This is a genomic window from Cupriavidus sp. 2SB, assembly GCF_005503625.1.
Lineage (GTDB): Bacteria > Pseudomonadota > Gammaproteobacteria > Burkholderiales > Burkholderiaceae > Cupriavidus.
On record NZ_SCMX01000078.1, the window covers coordinates 1 to 23,228 of the forward strand.

The 23,228-nt window shown below is 65.1% G+C and carries 16 protein-coding genes; 8 read left to right on the plus strand and 8 right to left on the minus strand.

Annotation, left to right across the window (positions count from 1 at the left end):
• Both FFS21_RS26195 and FFS21_RS26200 read right to left on the minus strand, forming a co-directional pair.
• Positions 1-194, minus strand: a 194-nt coding sequence (locus tag FFS21_RS26195) for a catalase (RefSeq protein WP_137927613.1), incomplete at its 3' end; no start/stop codon positions are given.
• 296 nt (positions 195-490) lie between these two features.
• On the minus strand, positions 491-1,663 hold the full coding sequence (locus FFS21_RS26200; RefSeq protein WP_249359661.1) for a GGDEF domain-containing protein: 1,173 nt from the start codon (positions 1,661-1,663) through the stop codon (positions 491-493).
• Positions 1,664-1,977: 314 nt separating this feature from the next.
• On the opposite strand from FFS21_RS26200, the gene FFS21_RS26205 reads away from it, so the two are divergent.
• From FFS21_RS26205 to FFS21_RS26215, 3 genes are all read left to right on the plus strand, one after another.
• Entirely contained in the window at positions 1,978-5,787 is a 3,810-nt protein-coding gene (locus FFS21_RS26205; protein ID WP_249359663.1) for an autotransporter outer membrane beta-barrel domain-containing protein, read from the plus strand.
• Positions 5,788-5,913: 126 nt separating this feature from the next.
• Positions 5,914-6,225 carry a hypothetical protein gene (locus FFS21_RS26210; protein ID WP_137927614.1) on the plus strand — a complete coding sequence of 104 codons (312 nt, stop codon included), beginning with the start codon at positions 5,914-5,916 and terminating at the stop codon, positions 6,223-6,225.
• Positions 6,226-6,381: 156 nt separating this feature from the next.
• The gene (locus tag FFS21_RS26215; protein ID WP_137927630.1) at positions 6,382-7,047 is read left to right on the plus strand and encodes an alpha/beta hydrolase; all 666 of its coding nucleotides are present in this window, start codon (positions 6,382-6,384) and stop codon (positions 7,045-7,047) included.
• A gap of 31 nt (positions 7,048-7,078) precedes the next feature.
• On the opposite strand, the gene FFS21_RS26220 is transcribed toward FFS21_RS26215, so the two are convergent.
• Both FFS21_RS26220 and FFS21_RS26225 read right to left on the minus strand, forming a co-directional pair.
• Positions 7,079-7,897, minus strand: a complete 819-nt coding sequence (locus tag FFS21_RS26220) for a MipA/OmpV family protein (RefSeq protein WP_137927631.1) — start codon at positions 7,895-7,897, stop codon at positions 7,079-7,081.
• Between the two features lie 303 nt (positions 7,898-8,200).
• A complete protein-coding gene (locus FFS21_RS26225) occupies positions 8,201-8,668 on the minus strand; it encodes an ion channel (RefSeq protein WP_137927632.1) in 468 nt (155 codons plus the stop codon).
• 209 nt (positions 8,669-8,877) lie between these two features.
• Between FFS21_RS26225 and FFS21_RS26230 the strand changes: the two genes are divergently transcribed.
• The gene (locus FFS21_RS26230; RefSeq protein WP_249359665.1) at positions 8,878-13,179 is read left to right on the plus strand and encodes a response regulator; all 4,302 of its coding nucleotides are present in this window, start codon (positions 8,878-8,880) and stop codon (positions 13,177-13,179) included.
• A gap of 244 nt (positions 13,180-13,423) precedes the next feature.
• Here FFS21_RS26230 and FFS21_RS26235 read toward each other — a convergent pair whose 3' ends face one another.
• Together FFS21_RS26235 and FFS21_RS26240 are read right to left on the minus strand one after the other, a co-directional pair.
• Positions 13,424-13,840 carry a copper resistance protein CopQ gene (locus FFS21_RS26235; RefSeq protein WP_137927615.1) on the minus strand — a complete coding sequence of 139 codons (417 nt, stop codon included), beginning with the start codon at positions 13,838-13,840 and terminating at the stop codon, positions 13,424-13,426.
• A 372-nt stretch (positions 13,841-14,212) separates the two neighbouring features.
• On the minus strand, positions 14,213-14,953 hold the full coding sequence (locus FFS21_RS26240) for a CerR family C-terminal domain-containing protein (RefSeq protein WP_137927616.1): 741 nt from the start codon (positions 14,951-14,953) through the stop codon (positions 14,213-14,215).
• 128 nt (positions 14,954-15,081) lie between these two features.
• Between FFS21_RS26240 and FFS21_RS26245 the strand changes: the two genes are divergently transcribed.
• The 3 genes from FFS21_RS26245 to FFS21_RS26255 are packed head-to-tail and all read left to right on the plus strand — an operon-like array spanning position 15,082 to position 19,302.
• A complete protein-coding gene (locus FFS21_RS26245; RefSeq protein ID WP_137927617.1) occupies positions 15,082-16,248 on the plus strand; it encodes an HlyD family secretion protein in 1,167 nt (388 codons plus the stop codon).
• Complete coding sequence (locus FFS21_RS26250; protein WP_137927618.1) at positions 16,241-17,839, plus strand: MDR family MFS transporter; 1,599 nt, start codon at positions 16,241-16,243, stop codon at positions 17,837-17,839. Before FFS21_RS26245 ends, FFS21_RS26250 begins: the two co-directional genes overlap by 8 nt.
• Before the next feature lie 2 nt (positions 17,840-17,841).
• The gene (locus FFS21_RS26255) at positions 17,842-19,302 is read left to right on the plus strand and encodes an efflux transporter outer membrane subunit (protein WP_137927619.1); all 1,461 of its coding nucleotides are present in this window, start codon (positions 17,842-17,844) and stop codon (positions 19,300-19,302) included.
• A gap of 166 nt (positions 19,303-19,468) precedes the next feature.
• On the opposite strand, the gene FFS21_RS26260 is transcribed toward FFS21_RS26255, so the two are convergent.
• Complete coding sequence (locus tag FFS21_RS26260; protein WP_137927620.1) at positions 19,469-20,881, minus strand: DUF1254 domain-containing protein; 1,413 nt, start codon at positions 20,879-20,881, stop codon at positions 19,469-19,471.
• A 269-nt stretch (positions 20,882-21,150) separates the two neighbouring features.
• Between FFS21_RS26260 and FFS21_RS26265 the strand changes: the two genes are divergently transcribed.
• Positions 21,151-22,809 carry a phospholipase D family protein gene (locus FFS21_RS26265; protein ID WP_237380677.1) on the plus strand — a complete coding sequence of 553 codons (1,659 nt, stop codon included), beginning with the start codon at positions 21,151-21,153 and terminating at the stop codon, positions 22,807-22,809.
• Between the two features lie 3 nt (positions 22,810-22,812).
• Here FFS21_RS26265 and FFS21_RS26270 read toward each other — a convergent pair whose 3' ends face one another.
• A complete protein-coding gene (locus tag FFS21_RS26270; RefSeq protein ID WP_137927621.1) occupies positions 22,813-23,220 on the minus strand; it encodes a hypothetical protein in 408 nt (135 codons plus the stop codon).
• Positions 23,221-23,228: the final 8 nt, after the last annotated feature.

The following is a 23,228-nucleotide window of genomic DNA, read 5'->3' on the forward strand; positions in this document are numbered from 1 at the left end:
GTGACGGTGAACGTGCCATAGGCACCGGAACCCTTGGCGTGCATGCGGCGCTCGGGGATGACCTCGCGGTCGAAGTGGGCCAGTTTCTCCAGGAACCAGACATCCTGCAGCAGGGCGGGACCACGCGGGCCGGCCGTCTGGATGTTCTGATTGTCGACGACGGGCGCGCCGAAAGCGGTCGTGAGCTTGTTCATGTTGGGTTCCTCTTGCGGTGGCGTGGCCTCGATGGACCACGCCTGGACGTTTGTGGGTCTGGCAATGTGCAGGAGATTGCCGGCCGGCCTTCGGACTTTCCGGGCAGCATTCGGAGGTCAAACTCTGACTGAATGCGTGGAAGTCCGGCCAACTATCGCAGATGAAATGCGACAAGTCACATCGTATTGATCAATGACCCCGATAGGCCATCAGACTTTTTGGTTACTGAAGTAAATATTTTCGAGATCGCACGATGGTGTGCAGGGGAGAGGGCAAAGGCGGGGCGGAATGCCTCTCAGTCGTCGGCCGTTGCGAACTGGAATTGCCCCTTGCCCTGGGCCTTGGCCCGGTACAGGGCGCGGTCGGCCAGGTGGAGGATGTCGTCGGCGGTCAGGCCGTCGGGGCGCACGTGGGCGATGCCGATGCTGACGCCCAGCCGGGCGTGGTGGCCGCTGGATAGTACATAGGGCGTACTGACTTCGCGCAACAGGTCGTTGGCCAGAGACTGCACGCTTTGCTCGCTTTCGTTGCGCAGCACAATGACGAATTCGTCGCCGCCGATGCGATAGACCAGCCCGCGCCCTGGCACGGCGCCCCGCAGCCGCTCGCCCACCCGCACCAGCAACTCGTCGCCGCTGCCATGGCCATAGGAGTCATTGACGGGCTTGAAACCATCCAGATCCATATAGAGCAGGGTCAGGAATCGCCCTGCCGCCATGCGCTGGGCGCTGGCTTCGCGGATATCGGCCAGTAGCGTGGAACGGTTCAGCAGGCCGGTCAGGGAATCGTGCCGGGCGCGGTGGGCGTTTTCGCGCTCGGAGCGCATGGTGGCCACCACCATCGCGTTCATGCGGAACGAAGCGCTGGTCATGCTGAATACGTACACGGGCAATTGCAGCAGCGTCAGCAGGAACACGGGCTCGTGGGCCTGTAGCGCGCCCACGCAGATCGGACCCAGCGTCAGCAGGATCATCATCGCCGTCATGCGCGGTGCGCCGTAGTTGCGGAAACAGATGCCGCCGCACATGGCGGCAGCGGACAGGCACGCCATGGCCGCGCTGAGCCAGTCGCCACTGAGCACGCTGAGATACGCCCCGCCGCCCACGCTGGCGGCCCACGCCAGGGTCAGCGCGATGTGCCAGTCCGTGAGCGTGGGGCGATGCTCGCGCGCCGCGCGGCGGGCCGCGAACAGCACGACGACGCGCAGCGCGCAGATGGCCGCTTCCAGCGCCAGCCATGCCATGAACTCGGGCCGGCGCAGATGGAGGGCGATGACCGTGGCCACCATCAGGGTGTTGAGAATGCCGCCGAAGAAGATCGACAGCGTACCGAACAGGCTACCCACCAGGGCCGCACGGATCTCCGCGGGTACGTCGCGACCGGGCTCCGCTATCCAGCGCGTGAAGCGCCAGCGCGGGGCGCTGTAGACCTGGCCCGACAGGAACATGGGGGAATAGCGTTGACTCATCGACACGCATTTTGCCAGAGCCACGTTACGCCGCGTGCACTAGGAAGGGGGGTGTTTGCCCGGGGCAACGCCTGCCGGAAACATCTCCGCTGATCCATTGAATTCTGCATCGGTATTATCTGCGCGCCCTGTCTGATAACCCTCCGAAAATGGGTTGGATAATCCATTGCGTTGATATAGAAATAACTGGATCGTCATATCGGAAAGGGAGGTGGTAGTGATAATCCGACAAAGTGGAATTATTTTAAGTTGATTATCTGATTATCCAGAAAATCGTTCCGTAAGCAGCCGGAAAACCAGGGGTGGAAAATCCCATGAAAAGCATGCCAGCGAAGTGCGGGACGCCCATGCCGGGTGGGCTTCAACGTAGCGGAATCTATGGTGCGGTGCTGTTGATGTTTTCGCCGGCGGCATCGGCGGTGACCGTCATTACGTCGGGTACCACGCAGCAGTCGTTCTCGAACGACTCCGCCTATGAGGTGGCGGCCGGCACTTCGATCGTGTCGGGAGCCGGCGATGCCGTGGTCATCCAGGGGCAGCCCGGCGCCACGCTGACCAATGCGGGGTCGTTGACGTCGTCAGACCAGAGCGCCGCGACGGGCGTGCGTTTCAAGGCGGAGGGGACCTTCATCAACCAGGCCTCGGGACTGGTGGACGGCAAGACATACGGCGTCTCCATGGAAGGCAGCGCCGGTAGCAGCAGCGTGGTCAATTACGGCGATATCAGTGTGAAATCCAGCCACGCGATCCATTTCGGCAGCGGTGCCTCGGGCACGATCGAGAATTACGGCACGCTGAACAAGGGGCCCAGTGGCAGTGTCATGAGCAGTGCCGACGGCATTTACCTCGACACTGTCGGGACGGTCTCGATCATCAATTACCAGAGCGGCCTGATCAGTTCCGGCGTTGGCCATCCCACGTATGGCAAGGGCATCATCCTGATGGCGGGGCCGGCGAACATTCAAAACATGGGAACGATCTACGGCTACCAGGGCGGTATCCAGAGCACGACGTCGAACGCCGTCAGCATCGTCAATATGCCCACTGGCGTGATCGATGGCGACAACCACGCCGCTATCGAACTGGTGCAGAACGGATCGGTCACGAACAGCGGAAGCATCGTCAGCAAGGGCGCGCCGGCCATCCTGCTGCTGGGCGGCAACAACAGCGTGGTGCTGGACGGGGCCTCCAGGCTCGATGGGGCCGGCAACGTGGCGATCCAGAGCCAGGGGAGCGGCAACACGATTGGCCTGACCGGCACCGGGGCGGAGGACAGCGATTTCAACGCAACGGAAGGCAATGGCTTTGCGTCGCTCACCGCGCAGGCCGGCAGCAACTGGACGCTGTCCGGCAACGCGGTGCTCGGCGGGGCGGGCGCCGATGCGCTGCATGTGATGGGCAACCTGACGCTGACGGGCACCGTGACCCAGCAGGGCGGCGGGGGCACCACCATCGACAACGGCGCGCAACTGACGCTGGGCGGTGGCGGCGCCTCGGGCATGGTGTCGGGCAATATCGCCAACGACGGCACGCTGGTCTTCCGGCGGAGCGACAACGTGGTGACTACTGCCGTGCTGAGTGGCACGGGCACGCTGCGCCAGAGTGGTCCCGGGGCGGTGATCCTGGAGGGTGTGGGATCGACGCAGGGCAACATCGCAGTCGATGCCGGCGTGCTGGGGTTTGCACGCTCTGGAAACGTTGTCGTGAGCGGCGATGTTTCCACTGCGGCGGGTGCCACACTGGGAGTCGGCGGCCAGGCGGCACTGCAGGTGGGCAACCGCTTCAGCGTCGATGGCACGCTTGATGTGGTGGCGCGTCACGATATGCCTTCCATCACGGCAGGCACGGCGGTGATCGGGCCGGCTGCCAAATTCAATCTGGTGGGCTTTACGGCACCGGCGGAAGCCTCGGTCCAAGAACTGGCCTCGACCGCGCTGAACGTGATCCACACCACCACGCCGGGCGGGCTCACCGGGGCATTCCAGTCGATCCATATCGGCGGTCAGGCGCAGGAACCCGACTACCTGGTCCTGACATCGAGCTACGCGTCCAGCACCTTTGTGGTGGGGGTAGGACTGGCGTGGTACGCGTTGCATAGCACGCGGCCGGAAACTGCGAATGGCGTCTTCACGCTCGATGTAGCCGAGGGGTCCTTCGATGTGGACGCGCGCCTGATCGACCAGCCTGCCAATGCCGCCACGGGCTGGGATGGCCGCACGCTGACCAAGGCCGGCCCCGGCACGCTGCAGCTATCGAAGGCCAACGGCTATTCCGGCGCCACGTGGCTCAATGCCGGAACCCTGCGCGCGGGCGCGGCGAACGTGATCGCGGCCAGCGCGCAACTGTCGATTGCAGACGGTGCCACGTTCGATCTCGACGGCTTTGACCAACAGGTCAACCAGATGGCGGGTGCAGGCGCCGTGACGCTTGGCAGCGGCATGCTGACCGCTAGCTATACAAGCGACGGCGCGTACGCGGGAACTATCTCCGGCAGCGGCGGCTTGAACAAGGCCGGTCCCGCCACGCTGACGCTGACGGCAGACAGCCCCTACACCGGCCCCACCACAGTGAGCGCGGGAACGCTGCTGCTCGACGGAGATGGGCGCCTGTCCGGTACCTCCCAGGTGACCGTGGCACCGGGCGCCATCTTCGGCGGCTATGGCAGCGTCGGGGGCGCGGTGGTCAACAACGGGCTGCTGGCCGTGGCCGACGCCGCGCCCGGTTTCGAGAGCCGGCCCGCAGGCGGATTCACGATTGGCGGTGCGCTCGTCAACAGCGGGGAAATTCGCATGGGTTCGCCGGTGCCGGCCAGCACGCTGACCGTCAACGGCGACTACACCGGCAACAATGGCCGGCTGACGCTCTATACGGCGCTGGGCGGCGATACCTCGGCAACCGATCGATTGATCGTGCGCGGGAATACGGCGGGGCAGACACGGGTCACTATCCTCAATGCCGGGGGCGGTGGCGCGGAAACACAGAATGGCATCCGGATCGTGCAGGTGGATGGGCAGTCGAATGGCCTGTTCGCGCTCGATGGCCGCGTGGTGGGCGGCGCGTATGAGTACCAGCTGTACCAGGGCAGCGTCGACTCGCCCGGCGATGGAAGCTGGTATCTGCGCAGTTCGGACGGCAGTGCGCCACCCGTGCCGCGTCCGGAGCCAGGGACGTGGCTGACCAACCAGAACGTGGCGCAAGGAATGTTCGTGCATACGCTGTACGACCGGGTCGGCCTCCCCGATCCGAGCCGTGCCGTGACGGGGCCTGACGGAACCGCTGCGCGGGCGTCGATTGGCTGGGCACGCGTGACGGGCGGCCATGCGGATGGCAATGCCGCGCAGGGCCGCCTGGCGGGGTCGGCGGACAGCGCGTTGGCGCAGGCCGGCGTGGACCTGCTGCACTACGCATCGCCTTACGGAATCCTGCAGGGTGGTGTGATGGTGGGCTATGGCACCGCCACTACCCATACCTCGGCGCGCAACAATCCGAACGCGGCGCGCGGTACGGTCAACGGCGGCGGCGCCGGACTCTATGGCACGTGGCACCGCGATGCGGGGGCAAACGCCGTGGGCAATGGCGGCCCCTACATCGACACGTGGTTCCACTACAGCCGCTTCGACAATACGGTGAAGGGTGGCGCGCTGGGCAACGAGACCTACAGCAGTCGCGTGTGGACCGGATCGATCGAAGGCGGCTGGATGCTGCCGGTGGGCCAGACGTCGATTGGCACCGTCCACCTTGTGCCGCAGGTGCAGGTGCTCTACACCGACTATTCGGCGGATGACCATGTCGAGAACAACGGCACCGTTGTGCAGAGCCGCAGCAGCGGAGGATGGATGACGCGGCTGGGCGCGCGGCTGTTTCACGCGCCGGAGACGCCGGATGACCCGGCGTGGATGCCGTTCCTCGAACTGAACTGGTGGCACAACACGCGGGCCAACGCGGTGGCCTTCAACAACGTGGTGGTCGCGCAGGACGGCCCCGGCGATCGCGTGGAGGTGAAGGTGGGGGCACAGGCGCCGCTGTCCGCGCGCTGGCGTGTCTGGGGACACCTGGGCTACCAGTACGGCAACGGAGGATATGAAAGCATTGCGGGCCAACTTGGCGTGCGCTACCAGTGGTGAGGTATGAAGAGGGCGGCGTGGCGTGAGACGCCGCGATAACTTGCATCGGGCCACGCCGCAGGTTTTCCGTGCCTTTTCAGACCGCGCTTATATCCTTACATGGGGTACAACGCGCAGGAGAGGACGATGCAGGCGAGGTTCGCGCGCGGCATTGCGCAAACGCCGCTCACCGTGGCGGCCCGGGAGTTTCCGCTGGAAGACGCAGCGGACATGCCCGAAGTGGGTGACCTGGTCACCGTCTACAGCCAGGACCTGGAAACCGAATTCAGCATCCGCCTGAACGCCGTGGCGGGGCCGGATCTCTGGTACGGCGTGATCTACGCCATTGGCCGGGGCGCCGAAATGCTCGTCGTGGCGGAGGGGCTGGAACTGGACGATGTGGTCAGCGTCCGACGCCAGGAAATTGCTTCGGTCATCAAGGCAGACCATCAGCACTGACGCATCGGGATCGCATGGCCGGGCCACGGAGCACGCGCGGGACGTTGCGGGCCGGGTCCGGCTGCGGGTATGCTGCGGACGCACACGACAACACGGATTGTCATGGCGGTTGTTTCCGTCGCTTCTTCCACCGCAGTTGCCCCCACGTCTTCGTCGATGTCTTCCTCGTTCACGACCTCCGCTTCCTCCCGCCAGTTCATTGCCGGTCCCGCCGGGCAAATCGAAACGCTTGTCGATTTACCCGAGGGCGCGCCGCGCGGCATTGCCGTGGTGGCGCACCCCCATCCGGCGCAGGGTGGCAGCGCCGAGCACAAGATTCCGCAATTGCTGGCCCGCACGCTGCAGGCGCATGGATTTGCCACGCTGCGTCCCAATTACCGCGGCGTGGGCCAGAGCGAAGGCAGCTACGACGACGGCAACGGCGAAACGGACGATGTGCTGGCAGTCATCCGGCATCTGCAGGCCGAGCGACCCGGATTGCCGCTGGCGCTGGCCGGATTTTCGTTTGGCGCCTTCGTCCAGACGCGTGCGGTGCAGCAACTGACGGAAGGGGGCGTTTCCATTGCTCACGTGATCCTGTCAGGCATGCCTGCCGGCGCACTGTCCCCGACGCTGTCCTATGACACGCCCACCGTGCCCGCCCATGCGCTGGTGGTGCATGGCGAGCACGATGAACGCGTGCCGCTGGCCAACGTGCTCAACTGGGCACGGCCGCAGGAATTGCCGGTGGTGGTGCTGCCCGGCGCGGGACACTTCTTCACCGGCAAGCTGCCCGGACTGAAGCGGGTGGTGGAGGGGTATCTGCGTCGCCCGATGGAGTGACCGGGCGACGGGGCAAGCGAATCCGTGCGGATCAGAACTGGTAGTTGACCGAGATATCGCCGGTCCAGCTTGTGGAGCGCGAGGTGACCGGGCTGCTGCGCGCGTCGCCCACCAGCGCGGACATGCCCACGTCGGCTGTGGTGAACCAGTGCTTGTTGAAGAAATACATGGCGGAGATGCCGCCGCCGTAAGACTTGATGCCGGCGCCTGCGCGATGTTGCGGCAATCCGGAGCGCGCCGACTGTTCGGCTGTGACGCCGTACCAGCGGCCCATGTAGGCGGAATCGGCAAACGTCACGGTGGGTCCGGCAAACCAGAAGAATTTCTCGCTGCTGCCCGGTAGCGGCAGATAGGCGCCGATATCGCCAATCACGCCGTTGGCGCCGCCGAACTGGCGCCGGATGTTCGCGCGGATGACCAGCGGGAATTCCTTCGACACCGCGTATTCGGCAAACACCTTGGTTTCAAACGCCATGCCGATATTGCCGAGCCCGCCCAGGTGTTCATGGTCTTTCTTCTCGCGCCGGCCCAGGTCGTAGGTCAGCGCCACGCCGGCGCGGAAGTTGCCCGTATGGACGATGTTCCAGCCCAGACCCTCGCCGGTGGAGAGAAAGTACTTGTCTCCGTAGCGCACGTCGATGACCGGTCCGCCGAGGATGAAGTAGTTCGTGGTGCCCTCGTAGCGTGGCCGGACGCTGACCGCGGCGCCCACGCGCACATCCCAGCCCTGCTGCTCGCCCTCGAACATCTTTTCCAGCGGCACGCCCACCGAGTATTGCCACTCGGCCAGCGGCGCGGGGGTTTGCGCATGCACGCGGGGCGCGGTCAGCATGGCCAGGGCCGCAAGCATGCCCAGGGCCAGTGCCTGGAGCGTGACGATGCGGCGGATCAGGGTTACCCACGGTGGGGTGGATGTGGTGGAAGGGTGGTCGGGCGGCGTGGCGGCGTGGAATTCCGGCGTGGTCGACACTGGGTTTCTCCGGTCGTTTTCATCTTCTTGTTCCCCCGGCCAAAGCTATTGCGTCGTTGGCGGGGCGGCGGCAACTTATCTTTTCACCGAAGCCGGCTGCCGACAACTTCCCGGATTCCCACAACCGTGTAGGAAGGACGCCGATTCCGTTGCGTGCCCGCCTTGCCTACCATCGCATGCGGGTCAGTGCGTCTCCAGCCGCTCTTCGTCATCGCCGCGCCAGTCTCGCCGCATGATCAGGAACGTGAACGAGGTGGACCAGCCGATCAGGATCAGCCCCACCAGCGGCTGGACCGACGCCAGCAGCCGTATGGGTCCGACAGGGATGATGTCGCCGATGCTCTGCGTCGTGAAGGTTTCCAGCGAGAAATAGATATAGGCGATGGCGCCATGCTCCCGCATGCCGCTGAGGCGGCCGATGGGCAGGACATGGGTGCCGAGCCAGTAGCCGAGGCTGAAGACGATGGCTTCGACGCAGTGCGTCACGATGATCAGCAGGATCACCGCGCCAATGTTGAGATTGCCGCTCAGCCGCTTGGGATGAAACGACGAAATCAGCTTCAGGGCTTCGTAGTGGATGCCGACGCAAAGCACTGTCAGGGCCGCGGTGAGCGCGGCGGAGATCAGATAGTGAACCGGGGTATCGACCATAAACATGTGCGGGATGCCGATGAGCGGAACGGACGGGACAGGATGGCGAACGGTATGAAGAACTATACGGCGGAAAAACGCCGCACGGCGCACCGGCGGCGAGACCGGGCGGATACATGCCGGATACAGGCGCGGCGCTTGCTGGCGTGTGAGTTGCCATGGAGAATCGTGCTGGCCTGCGTGTTGGAAGCGTACGGGGAGACATTGTCATGACAGCAGCAGACGGTAGCCAGCCGTCGGACAGCCAATATGGTGAAACACCTCCCTTTCTCGCCGGTGGCGGCGAGATGGGTGCCCTGATCCGCCAGTTCGACTGGCGGACCACGCCGCTTGGAGAACCCATCCATTGGCCCCAGAGCCTGAAAACGGCCGTTCGCATCATGCTGACCTCGCGGCAGCCCATCTGGATCGGCTGGGGCCAGGACCTGCGCTTCTTCTACAACGACCCCTACAAGGCGATCATCGGTGGCCGGCATCCCGATGCACTGGGCCAGCCCACCGCGCAGGTGTGGCACGAGATCTGGAGCGAGATCGGCCCGTTGCTCGATACCGTGATGATTGGCGGCGAGGGCACCTTCGTCGAGCAGAAGCTGCTGATCATGGAGCGCAACGGCTATCCGGAAGAGACGTACTACACGTTCTCGTACAGCCCGGTGCCGGACGACCATGGCGGCACGGGCGGCATGATCTGCGCGAACAGCGACGATACCGAGCGCGTGGTGGCCGAGCGCCAGTTGAACTTGCTGCGCGAAGTGGCGTCGTCCGCCGTGAATGCGCGTACCGGGGCCGAGGCATGCCGGCTCAGCCTGGGCGCGTTGCGCGCCAATCCTTACGACCTGCCGTTCGCGCTGCTTTACCTGGCCGACCGTGGCACGGACAAGCTTGTGCTGGCCGGTAGCGTGGGCATCGAGGCGGGCGATGCGGCAGCGCCGGAGACCCTCGACCTGCATGCCGATGCGCCGTGGCCGGGTGGCGTGGTGATACGCGATGGCGAGACGCTGCATGTCACGGACCTCGCCACGCGCTTTCCCGTATCGCTGCCCGGTGGCGCATGGCAGTTTGCGCCGCGCGAGGCAGCGCTGCTACCGGTGCTGACCTCGGGCGAGACATCGCGCAATGGCGTGCTGATCGTTGGACTCAATCCATGCCGGCTGTTCGGCGACCGCTATCGCGCCTTCCTGGACCTCGTGGCCGGGCAGATCGGGCAGGCGGTCAGCCATGCGCAGGCCTACGAGGAAGAGCGCCGGCGCGCCGAGGCGCTGGCCGAGATCGACCGCGCCAAGACCACGTTCTTCTCCAATATCAGCCATGAATTTCGCACGCCGCTGACGCTGATGCTCGGGCCGCTCGAAGAAATGCTGGCCCGCAGCGGCGCGCAGGCGGACCGCCCGTTGCTGGAAATCACGCATCGCAATGGGTTGCGTCTGCTGAAGCTGGTCAATGCGCTGCTCGATTTCTCGCGGATCGAGGCGGGGCGCGTGCAGATGCATGCGCTGCCCACGGACCTGTCGGCCTTCACCGCCGAGCTGGCGTCGTTGTTCCGCTCGGCCATCGAATCGGCCGGCATGCGGCTCGATGTCGATTGCCCGCCGATACCCGATGCCGTGACCGTGGATCGCGACATGTGGGAGTCCATCGTCCTGAACCTGTTGTCCAACGCGTACAAGTTCACCTATGCCGGCACCATCGCCGTATCGCTGCACACCGACGCAGCGGGCGAGGTGGTGCTCGATATCCAGGACACGGGTATCGGTGTTCCCGCCGAGGAACTGCCGCGCCTGTTCGAGCGGTTCCATCGCGTGGCGGGTGCGGTGGGCCGGTCGATAGAAGGAAGCGGCATCGGGCTGGCGATGGTGCAGGAACTGGTGAGGCTGCATGGCGGCATGATCGAGGTGGAAAGTGAAACCGGCAAAGGCACGCGCTTTCGCGTGAGATTGCCGCCGGGCGCTCGCCAGCCGATGACGGTGCAATCCGCACAACCTGCATCGACAAGCGTGCAGGCGCTGGCCTATGTGGAAGAAGCCATGCGATGGACGCCAGCGGCGGGAGCCGCCATCGCGCAGGACCTCGAGGCCCCCGCGCCTGAAGCCGATGGCGTGACCGGACGCCTGCTCGTGGTGGACGACAACGCCGATTTGCGGGACTACATGCAGCGCATCCTGCGGCTGGCGGGGCACAGCGTTTTCACGGCGGGCGACGGCGAGGAAGCGCTGATTCTCGCCCGCGCCCATCGTCCGGCGCTGATCGTCTCCGACGTGATGATGCCGCGCCTCGATGGGTTCGGTCTGCTGCGCGAGGTGCGCGCCGATGCCGTGCTGAGTCAGACGCCGGTGCTGCTGCTGTCGGCCCGGGCCGGCGAGGAAGCGCGTGTGGATGGCCTGGCGTCCGGTGCGGATGACTACCTCGTCAAGCCGTTCAGCGCGCGGGAACTGGTGGCACGCGTGGCCAGCAACCTGCGGCTGTCGCAACTGCGCAATCGCGTGCAGCAGGAACTGCGCGACATCAACGATTCGCTCGAACGGCGCGTGGCAGAAACCGTTGCGGACCGTGACCGGCTGTGGGACGTCAGCGAGGACCTGCTGATGGTGGCCAGTCCCGACGGCATGCTGGAACGCGTCAGCCCGTCATGGAAGCACGCGCTGGGCCATGCGCTCGACGGGCTGCTCGGCCGCACGTGCATGGCATTCGTCCATCCCGAGGATCTGGTCCATGTGACCGAGCAGATGATCGCGCTGCGTCGCGAAGGGCTGCCGGTACGCCACGAATGCCGCATGCTCCGCGCCGATGGCGCCACCCGCTGGGTGGCGTGGACGCTGTCGATCGACCCTGTCACGGGCCGCATTCATGGCGTGGGCCGCGACGTGACAAGCGACAAGGATGCCGCCGAAGCATTACGTCACGCCGACGAGGCGTTGCGGATGGCGCAGAAGATGGAGGCCATCGGCAAGCTCACAGGTGGCGTGGCGCACGATTTCAACAATCTGCTGCAGGTGATCGGCGGCAACCTGCAACTGCTGGCGCGCGATGTGGCTGGCGACGACCGCTCGGAGGCGCGCGTGCGCAACGCGCTGGCCGGGGTGGCACGCGGCGCCAAGCTGGCATCGCAACTGCTGGCCTTCGGACGGCGCCAGCCGCTGGCGCCCAAGGTGGTCAACCTGGGCCGCTTCGTGCGCGGACTCGACGACATGCTGCGCCGTGCGCTGGGCGACGAAGTGGAAATCGAGACCGTGATCGCAGGCGGACTGTGGAATACGCTGGTCGATCCGTTCCAGGTGGAGAACGCGCTGCTGAACCTGGCCATCAACGCGCGCGACGCCATGAGCGGTAACGGCAAGCTGACCATCGAAGCCGGCAACGCCGTGCTCGACGATGCGTATGCGCGCCGCCATGTGGATGCGGCGCCGGGCCAGTACGTGATGGTGGCGGTGACCGATACCGGTGCCGGGATGCCACCCGAGATCCAGGAGCAGGTGTTCGAGCCGTTCTTCACCACCAAGCCCGAAGGGCAGGGCACCGGACTGGGCCTGAGTATGGTCTATGGTTTCGTGCAGCAGTCGGGCGGCCACGTGAAGATCCAGAGCGAGGTGGGGCACGGCACGACGGTGCGGCTCTACCTGCCGCGCGCCCACGCTGCCGAGGATGAGGAAACCGAGATCGACACCGGACCGGCGGGCGGCGGCAGTGAAACCGTGCTCGTCGTGGAGGATGACGAGGACGTGCGGGCCACGGTGGTGGAGATGCTGTCGAGCCTCGGCTACCGGGTGCTGAAGGCGCGCGATGCGGCCAGCGCGCTGGCCATCGTCGAAAGCGGCGTGCCGGTGGACCTGCTGTTCAGCGATGTGGTGATGCCGGGGCCGATGCGCAGCCCGGAAATGGCGCGCAAGGTGCGCGAGCGGCTGCCGGGCATTGCCGTGTTGTTTACCTCGGGCTACACGGATACGGTGATCGTCCATACCGGACGGCTTGACGCGGGCATCGAACTGCTCAGCAAGCCGTACACGCATGAGGCGCTGGCCCGCAAGGTGCGGCAGATGCTGGTGAGCGGCGGCGCCAGGTTGCCCCCCGCGCCGGCGGAACCGCTCCAGGCCGTGCCGGAGCCAGCGCCGCAACCGGCGACGAAACCGGCGACGCAACCGGCGCCGCAACCCGCCAGCCAGCGCATCGTCTTTGTGGAAGATGACGACCTCGTGCGCGCCAGTACGGCGGAACTGATGCGGATGTTCGGGATGGAGGTGATCGAGGCCCGCAATGAGGCGGAGGCGATGGTGGCCCTGCAGGGCAATGGCATCGACGTCTTGCTGACCGATGTGGGGCTGGGCGGTGCATCCGGTGTGGAACTGGCGATGGATGCCTGCCGGCTGCTGCCCGCGTTGCGCGTGATTTTCCTGAGCGGCTACGACGTGGCGCTCACTGCGCCGCAGCGCGCGGCGTTGCCCAATGCGGTGGCGCTGCGCAAGCCATTCGCGCTGACCGATTTCATCCACCTGTTGCAGGCGCGCGAGGGGCGATAAAACAGTTAACGCAGAACGGGCCAGCATAGGCTGGCCCGTTCTGCTGCGATGCCATGCCGGTCAGACCGGCAATGCGGTGGCGACCAGGGCGGCGGCTGCACCGCTTGCTGCGGTGAGAGCGAGCCAGCCGCTGACGATCAGGGCGCTGTTCTTGAAGCTCATGATGGACTCCGAAAGAGGTTTTTCAACCGGAGCCCACATGGACTCCGGCTACTTGACGATGGCCGCCTGCATCCGGCGGATCTCAGGCGCGGGCGCCGTCGGTGTACACGTCGCGGGCACGGGCGCCGTCATAGAACGGGCTACGCGGTTCGTTCACGCCACGGGCGCCGTCCAGGTACGGATCGACCTTGCGGGCCGGGCTGGCCGAGACACCCACTTGATCCAGACCGGCGACGATGCGTGCGCCATCGGTGAACGGATCAGCCTTGCCAACCTTGGCACCGTCGGTGAACGGGTCGGCCTTGCCAACGCGTGCACCTTCCGAGAACGTGTCGAACTGGCCTTGACGCGCGCCATCGGTGAAGGCGTTGCGTTGGTCTTGCACGCGGTAGGTGTAGCCGTAGACGTTGCCAGCTTGCTGGGTGGGGGCGGCTTGCACAGCGCCGGTCACGAAAGCGGCGGCGAGGGCGGCGGCGGTCAGGATGGTCTTGGTGTTCATGATGCTCTCCTTGCAATGGCCGGGCGATCTCGTCTGTGTGGGTCGCGGGGCCTGTTTCTTGCGACTTCCGGTATTCGACTCTCTTTAGCTGCTATCTACTGATAGGTAGACTTCCTGCGCTGAAAAAAGACCGTTGCCGGTTCCGTGTACTGCCTGTCTTGTGTTGCGTGGAACGCTGCGGTTGCTGCACTGCGTCGTTCCATGGACTGAATAATATCTACTACTAGATAGAGAGACAAGGACTTTTATCGAACGCAATCGTAAAGTTCCTAAAATTGGCCGCAGCGCAGACCGCAGCGATTTCGTTGCAGTCCAGCTAACCTTATGATTTTTATTGGAAATTGCAGGAGACTATCGCCTATCCGTGCCTGATTAGAGTTTTTGCTCTATTTCTTGGGATTGCTGGGCGCGTAGCTGATCGCGTCGCGCAATCAGCCCCAGCAGCAGGATTCGCGTGTGCTCCTGCAGCACGTCCTGCACCCGCTGCGTCTCGGACTCGCCATACTCGTCCCAGCCCAGCGCGCGCAGGATGTGCCGGCGCATCACCTTGAAGGCGGCAATCTGGCTGTCGATGGCGACGGTGCGGATGCGCGTGTTTTCATCGGAAGCGGGCTGGCCGATCAGGCGGCCGATGACTGCCGAGGTCAGTGCCAGCAGGCGGCGGTTGATGCCGGCGTCGATGCGCTCGAAGGCGGCCGGTGGACCCAGGCCCGCGCGTTCCCGGGCCATGAACTGGCGCCAGTGGTCCGTTTCCGGGCATTCGTAGAGGAACATCGCAAAGCGGGCTTGCAGGGCCAGATAGGACTCGATCAGTTCGGCATCGGTCACGTCGGGACGCGCGAGATCGGCCTCGGTCTTGACGACGACATCTTCCACCAGCGCGAAGGCCCGCTCGACGAAATAGTCGATGCAGGCCAGATACACGCCTTCCTTGTTATCGAAGTAGTACTGCAGCGCCGGGGCGTTGACGTTGGCCGCGCGGGCGATGTCGCGCGTGGAGGCGCCATCGAAGCCATGCGCGGCAAATAGGCGCAGCGCGGCGTCGATGATGCGTGCGCGGGTCTCTTCGCCGCGCTGGTAGCCGCCTTCGGCTGCTGGGCGGTGTCTCGCCATGGTGTGCGTGGTGGTTTCGTGGGAACAACCTGAAATATATCAGTTGACAGATTTCTTCCAAGTGGAATAATTGCGCCGCATCTGGACGCACCGCCGTCCTCCCTCCGTCTGAACGCCCCCCGATTCCCATGAGCGCCCCCGCTTCTGCATCTCCGGCCGTACCCGCTGGCAATGCCACGCCTTCCCGTCCTTCCTCCCGCGCCTCGCGCCGCAAGACGCTGCTGATTGGGTTTGGCGTACTGTTGCTCGCCGCCGCGCTGGCGTATGGCGTGCGCTGGTGGGTCCATGGCCGTTTCATCGAAACCACGGACGACGCCTATATCCAGGCGGACAGCATTACCGTCGCCCCCAAGGTCAGCGGCTACGTGGCCGAGGTCTACGTGCGCGATAACCAGCAGGTCAAGGTCGGGCAGGAACTGGTGCGGCTCGACAATCGCCAGTACCAGGCGGCCTTCGACGAATCCACAGCCAACGTGGCATCGCGCCAGGCTGATGTGGCGCGTGCCGACGCCGACCTGCAGCAGCAGAAAGCCCGCATCGCCCAGGCTGCCGCCGAGGTGGACGGTGCCCGCGCCAACGCCCGCTACGCTGCTTCGCAAGTGGAACGTTATGCGCCGCTCGTCAAGACCGGGGCGGAGACCGAAGAGCGCACCGCCGAACTCCGCAATGCGCAGACACGCGCAGGCACCACGCTGGCCGCCAATGAAGCGGCGCTGCGTGTGGAGCAGAGCCAGACCGTGACGTTGCAGACCCGTCTGTTGCAGGCCCGCGCCCAGTTGGAAGTGGCCGAGGCCAGTGCGCGCAAGGCGAAGCTCGATCTCGAAGACACCGTAGTGCGCGCCACCACGGCCGGACGCGTGGCCGACAAGGGCGTGCGCGTGGGCCAGTTCGCGCAACCGGGCACCCGGCTGCTGACCGTGGTGCCGGTGCAGGACCTGTATCTGACCGCGAACTTCAAGGAAACGCAGGTGGGCCGCATGCGTGCCGGCCAGTCGGTGACGCTGCATGTGGACGCGCTGTCCGGCGAGACGCTGCACGGCGTGGTCGATAGTCTCTCGCCCGGCACGGGTTCGCAGTTCGCGCTGCTGCCCGCGCAGAACGCCACCGGCAACTTCACCAAGATCGTGCAACGCGTGCCGGTACGCATCCATGTGGATGTGCCGAACGAAGCGCGTCCGGTGCTGGTGCCGGGCCTGTCGGTCGTGGTCGACGTGGATACGCGCGAACTCCACCCGGCCAGCGCGCAGGCGCCCGCTGCTGCGCCTGCGGCATCCAACGGAGCCACCCATGGCTGAAGCCGGCGCCGCCAATCCTCTGGCGGCGGCACCGGCGGCGCAGCCTCCCAATGCCACGGCGGCCGACTGGATCGCCGTGGCCGCAGGCTCGCTCGGCGCGTTGCTGGCCACCCTCGATATCTCGATCACGAACTCCGCGCTGCCCCAGATCCAGGGGCAGATCGGCGCGGCCGGTACGGAAGGCACCTGGGTGTCCACCGGCTACCTGATGGCCGAGATCGTGATCATCCCGCTGACCGCGTGGCTCACGCGTGTGTTCGGGCTGCGCCGGTTCCTGATGTGGAACGCGCTGCTGTTTACCGCGTTCTCGATGATGTGCGGCATGGCCCATAGCCTGCCGGAGATGGTCGTCGGCCGGATCGGGCAGGGGTTTGCCGGCGGCGCGATGATCCCGACCGCGCAGACCATCGTGCGTACGCGGTTGCCACGCCACCAGATGCCTATCGGCATGTCGATGTTCGGGCTGATCGTACTGCTCGGGCCGCTGCTTGGCCCCGTGGTGGGCGGGTGGCTGGCCGAGAACATCAACTGGCGCTGGTGCTTCTTCCTGAACCTGCCGATCACCGCTGTGCTCGTGCCGCTGCTGTACTTCGGACTGAAGGCCGAACGCGCGGACGTGGAAGCGTTTTTCAAGGCCGATTGGCTCGGCATCGTGGGACTCGCCATCGGACTCAGTTCGCTGACCGTGGTGCTGGAGGAAGGGCAGCGCGAGCAGTGGTTCGAATCGCACAGCATCATTTACCTGTCGTTGTTGTCGGCCATCGGTTTGTCGATGATGCTGGTGAGCCAGTTCACGGCCAAGCAGCCCATCGTGCGACTGCGGCTGCTGCTCAACAAGAGCTATGCGAGCGTGATCCTGATTGTGTCGGTGGTGGGCGCAGGGCTGTATGGCGTGTCGTACCTGCTGCCGCAGTTTCTCTCGACGATTGCCGGCTATAACGCCGAGCAGGCGGGCGGCATCATGCTGATCTCGGGCATCCCTGCCTTCCTGCTGATGCCCGTGTTGCCACGTATCCTCGGCAAGTTCGATAGCCGATGGCTGGTTATTGCCGGACTCGTATGTTTCTTCGGCAGTTGCATGCTCGATATCGGATTGACTGCGGATAGCGTGGGTCACGATTTCACGTTCTCGCAGGTGCTGCGTGGTTTCGGGCAGATCCTCGCGATGATGCCGCTGAACCAGGCGTCGATGGCGGCTGTGGCCGTGCATGAGGCCGGTGATGCGGCGGGCCTCTATAACATGGCGCGCAACCTCGGCGGGTCGATCGGGCTGGCGCTGCTCGGCACGCTGATCGATCGCCGCAATGCGTACCACGACTCGGTGATCCGCGAATCGGTCACGGCCAACAGTTCGATCGGGCAGGACCATATGTCATCGACCATCGCGGGATTCGTCGCGCAAGGCGGTGACTATGCGCATGCGCAATTGCAGGCCGTCGCGCAACTCAGCGGCGAGATCGCGCGCCAGGCTGCCGTGATGACGTTCTCGGAAACCTTTTTTGCCCTCGGCATCGCGCTGCTGTGCTGCGTGCCGCTGGCGCTGTTGCTCAAGACGCCCCGTCCGGGCGCGCCGATTTCCTCCGGACACTGAACATGCCCGCTCTCTCTACTGCCAGATTGCTGGCCCTGTCCGCCGCGCTTTCCACCGCATTGCTCGCTGCGGGATGTACTGTCGGCCCCGACTATCGCAGCGCGCCCGAGGTGGCGGCCAACGCCATCGATGGTGGCAAGTTTCCGCACGCTCCCGCTGTGGCCGATGCCACCTCGCCGCGCGTGGCTGACTGGTGGCACGCACTGGGCGATGCGCAACTCGATACGCTGATTGCAGATGCGCTGAAGCAAAGCCCCGATATCGACGCCGCGCGTGCCCGCGTGCGGCAGGCGCGCGCCGGTCTCAATAGCAACAAGGCCAATCTGCTGCCGAAGGTAGGACTGGACGCAACCATGCTGCGCACCCGTTCGCCGGATCTTTCCGCGCTGTCGGGTGAAGGCTCGTCGGGCGGCGGACGCGGACCGTTATCGCTGTATGTCGCCGGCTTCGATGCAAGCTGGGAAATCGACCTGTTCGGCGGCACGCGCCGTGCGATCGAAGCGGCTTCCGCCGAGGCCGATGCCGCTTCGGCGCAGCTAGCGGACGCGCACGTGCAACTGGCTGCCGAAGTGGCGCAGGCATATGTGACGTTGCGCGAGCAACAGGCCAGCCTCGCACACTTGCAGGCGTCGGAGAAGCTCGAAGCGGACATGCTCGACCTCACGGAGCAGCGTCGCGCACGCGGCGTGGCATCGCAGCTCGAAGTGGAGCGCCTGCTAACCCAGCTCGACAACACGCGCGCGCAGATGTCGCCCGTGCAGGCCGGCATCGCCGAATCGTTCGACGAGCTTGCGTTGTTGACGGGTCGTGCGCCGGGTGAACTCGATGGGTCGCTGTCGGCACCGCAGCCGTTGCCCACGGTGCCGGAGACCGTGGCGGTGGGTGATCCCGCTGCATTGCTCAAGGCGCGTCCCGACATCCGCGCGGCGGAGCGCAAGCTCGCGTCGAACACGGCACAGATTGGCGCGCGCAAGGCCGACTGGTTCCCGAAGCTGTCACTGCTCGGCTCGCTCGGTTTCAGCGCAATGGACCCCGGCCATCTGGTTCGCAAGGAGAATGGCATCTGGCTGACGCTGCCGCGCCTGCAGTGGAACATTCTCGATTTCGGCCGCGTGGCAGCGGGCGTGGATAGTGCCGAAGGTGGCCGCGACGAAGCCGAGGCCAACTATCGCAGCACGGTACTCAAGGCATTGCGCGATGCAGACGTGGCGCTGTCGCGCTATGGCCATCAGCGTGAGCACGTGGTGGTATTGCGCCGCGTGGAAGCTTCCGCCGAACGCGCGTCTACGCTGCAACAGCAACGCTACCGCGCCGGCACGGCCAGCATGCTCGAATGGCTCGACGTGGAACGCACCCGCGTCGTGGCACAGCAGGATCGTATTTCGGGAGACGCCAATCTGCTGAAGGATTACGTGTCGCTGCAGAAGGCGCTGGGGCTGGGGTGGCAGGTGGAGAAGTCTTGAACTGCTGATTGTCTTGCCGGTTTTCTCCCCTCTCCCGCGCGCGGGAGAGGGGCGGGGGAGAGGGCAAGCGGTGCAAATTGCGATGTGATCGGCAGCAGAACCTCCGGCCCTCTCCCCCAACCCCTCTCCCATTGCATGGGAGAGGGGAGCAACACCGTGGGGTAGGTCAGTCCTGACCCACCCGCACCATCCCCGGCTGTTTCCACCGGCCATCCACTACCTCCGCCTTCGGCAGATACATCCGCAACACCGCATAGAACGGACCATCCGGCGTCGGCAGCCAGTTCTCGCTTGCACCCACCGGCGCAGCGCGCTGCAACTGCAACGTGATGCCCCCATCCGCATCGCGCTTCAACTTGCCAAGCATCCGCGAGTTGATCAGGTAACGGTTGATCGGATTCTCGACCAGCAGCTTGGACTTGCTGTCATACATCGTGATCGACCAGAACGCGTTGGCCGGCGGCAAAGCGTCCTTGGCGAAGCGCAGCGTGTAGGCGTTCCGTCCATCGAGCGGCTTCCGTTCGCTGTCGGCCTGATAGCTCAGGTAGATGGCTTCATCCGGCGTGACGCCATAAATCCCCAACGCAGCACCCGCATAGCGGTACAGGTAGTTGTTCTGCAGCTTCGCGCGCGAGCCGAACAGTTCGCCGGTACGGACTTCGCCGGTGCGCAGCTTCTTCGCCTGAAATGTGGCAAGGTCCGCGCGGGCATCGGCAATGCCGGCTTCCATGGCCTGACGGATCTCGGGCGTCAGCGCGCGCTCGTCGAACGACAGGCCCGGTCCCACGCCGATGGCGGCCAGGCGCTGCATCAGTGCGGCTTCGCCGGGGTTGGCCTGCGCCAGCCCGAGCATGACATCGAGATAGCGGAACAGCGCCACGCCCTGCGTGGCATCCGCTTGCGGACGCGGCCATGCGATGGCCGGCGACGCCGCCGGGGCTGGCTTGCCAAGGAACGCCGAGAGCGGTTGCACCGTGTAGCGTTTCTGGATCTGGTTCACACGCGCGAGGTCTGCATCGTCGAACAGTTGCGTGCGATACAGCGCGTAGGCAATATCCGATTCGCTACGCACGACGCGGTCGATGCCTGCGGGCGTGGGCCCTTTCCAATTGGGTCCGGCTACCAGGAAGCGTCCGCCCTTGTTCCCGGTCTCGCGCGTGCCGAGAAAGCCGAAGATGTGCGTGTAGATGTCGAGCAGCTGCACGGAGTAGTAGCGCTCCGCTTCCACGGCGGGCAGCGTCAGTACCATCGGCTCCGCGCGCAGGTCCAGCCATGCGAACGAGTACGGCGTGTCCGCGTTGGGCGTGATGATCGCGGTGTCGCGCGGGGAGAACGTGCCGCTGGCATGGCCGATCTGGTTCAGCGGCGCCTTGAAATTGGCATCGTCCCGATCCACGGCTTGTGAATACAGCGTGGTGTACGACGCCACCACGGGATACCCATAGATATAGGCTTCACGAGCCAGGGTACGGGCCTGCTCTGGCGTGGCGGTTACGCCATTGGCAGCGCCACAGGGTTGGGCCATTGCGGCCATTCCCGCAGCCGCGAGCAGCAGGCGACGGGTAGTCTTCCACATCATTGTCTTCTCCTTCGTATTGCTTTATGGCAGGTTGCGTCGCAGCATGACGCGACGCGATTCTGACCCGATCCGGCCATTCGGTTTTTGATCTTTCACCCGGTCGGATGCAGAGCCGATGCAGGAGAAACGCCGACAGCGGAACCGGACGAAACCTGCTGTGGCCGAATCAGGGCACGCGGCAAACTGCCCAGTGGAAAGGGCTGCCCACTACTGGTCAGTCCGAGAAGAAGAATCTGGCGACCGGGGCAATGGACGTCTGGGAGAGGATCATGGCGCTGATGCTGAGGGGAGGGGGGAGCACTGCGACGGGGCGCGGCGTGCCGTGCTCGCCGCATGGCCGGCCATTGCGCCAGAGTGCGCGCGGGCTGGCGATGCTGCTATGCGTCACCCTGTGGCTCGGCCTGCTGGCCGGTTGCGCCAGCCTGCCAGCCAACGCGGGCCGCACGCCGAGCGTTGCCATTACCGATGTCGGCGATACCACGCTGGCGCGTGCGCTACGACCGCGCCTGGCCAACTATCCCGGCCAGTCGATCTTCTACCCACTCGGGTCGGGGCCTGACGCGCTGACGGCGCGTATTGCGCTGGCGCGTGCCGCGCAGAAGACGCTGGACATGCAGTACTACATCTACGACGTGGACACCACCGGCAGCGCGTTGATGGGCGAGGTCATCGACGCGGCGGATCGTGGCGTGCGCGTGCGCATCCTGATGGACGACATCCACACCGGCAAGCAGGACAAGACGTGGGCGGCGCTGGATTCGCATCCCAATATCGAGGTGCGCATCTTCAACCCGTTTGCCAACCGCAGCATGCGCTGGGCGGAGATGATCTACGACTTCGGCCGGATCAATCGCCGCATGCACAACAAGCAACTGACGGTGGACAACACGGTGACCATTGTCGGTGGCCGCAACATCGGCGATGCGTACTTCTCGGCCAAGCCGGACATGAGCTTCAGCGATCTCGACGTGATGGTGGGCGGCCCCGCCGCGCCGGCCGCGAGCAAGGTGTTCGACGCCTACTGGAACAGCGAGAACGCCTATCCGATCGGCACGCTGCTCAAGGACAACAAGGAGGCGCCGGCGGAGTTGCGCGCGTTCCGCAAGCAGATCGAAGCCAAGGGCGACATGGCCAAGGCCAGTCCGCTGGTGCAGGAACTGGTGGACAAGGGCCTGGCGCGCGGTATCGAGATGGGCCACCTGCCGGGCTTTATCGGTGGGGCCCGCGTGATTTCCGACAAGCCCGACAAGGTGGAGGACGATCCCGACGATCCGTCCACGCATGCCATTCCCCAGTTGCGCGCGCTGATGGAAAAGGCCGAGCGCGAACTGGTGCTGGTATCACCGTACTTCGTGCCCGACGAAGAGAACCAGAAATGGCTGGCCGGCATCGCCAAACGCGGCGTGATCGTCAAGGTACTGACCAACTCTTTCGCCGCGACCGACGTGGCCGCCGTGCATGCTGGCTACGCGCCGACGCGCAAGGCGATGCTGCAGGCGGGTGTGGAACTCTATGAACTGAAACCCACGGCCAATGCGGATCTGGCGAAGAGCCGCACGCGCAAGAGCCGGATGTTTGCCTCGAGCCGGGCGAGTCTGCATGCCAAGGCCTATGTGGTGGACCGGCACCTGCTGTTCATCGGATCGCTGAACCTGGACCCGCGCTCCATCAAGCTCAATACGGAGATGGGTGTGGTGCTCGACAGCGTGCCGATGGCCACGCAACTGGTGGAGGGCATGGAGAAGGATTTGATGCAGATAGCCTGGCGCGTGCAACTGAAGAAAGGCGAGAACGGCGCCGAATCGCTGACGTGGACCACCATCGAGAACGGCAAGGAAGTGGTGTCCGACAGCGAGCCCGATATGAACGTGTGGCAGCACATGGGCATTGGCATCCTGCGGGTGCTGCCGGTGGAGGATCAGTTGTAGCCGCTACGCCTCGGGAGGCGCTCCCGTCGCCGCAGGCTTGAGCAGCGTCAGCAGGAATTCCTGCAATGTCGAGAGTTCCGTCGCCATCCCCGCCGGAAACCCTTGCCGGCCACCGCGCCGGTCGATCAGCAGTTCAGTGAGCAACGCGGACACCGACGCCGCATTGCCCAGCGCTGCCATCTGGTTGGCGATGCGCGGGTAGGTGTGGAACAGTTCCAGCGGGCGCACCTCGCGCGGCAGGTAGGCCAGCCACTTGAGCGCGGCGGGACTCAGCGCGAGCTTGACGGCGTCGGGCGGCTCACGCAACGCGCTCCAGTCCACCTGGGCCGCGACTGCCGCTGCAGAGGGCTCGCCGTCGAGGACTTTCTTGGCCTCTTCGACACTCACGAATTCGAACGACAAGGGATCCATGGCTGGTA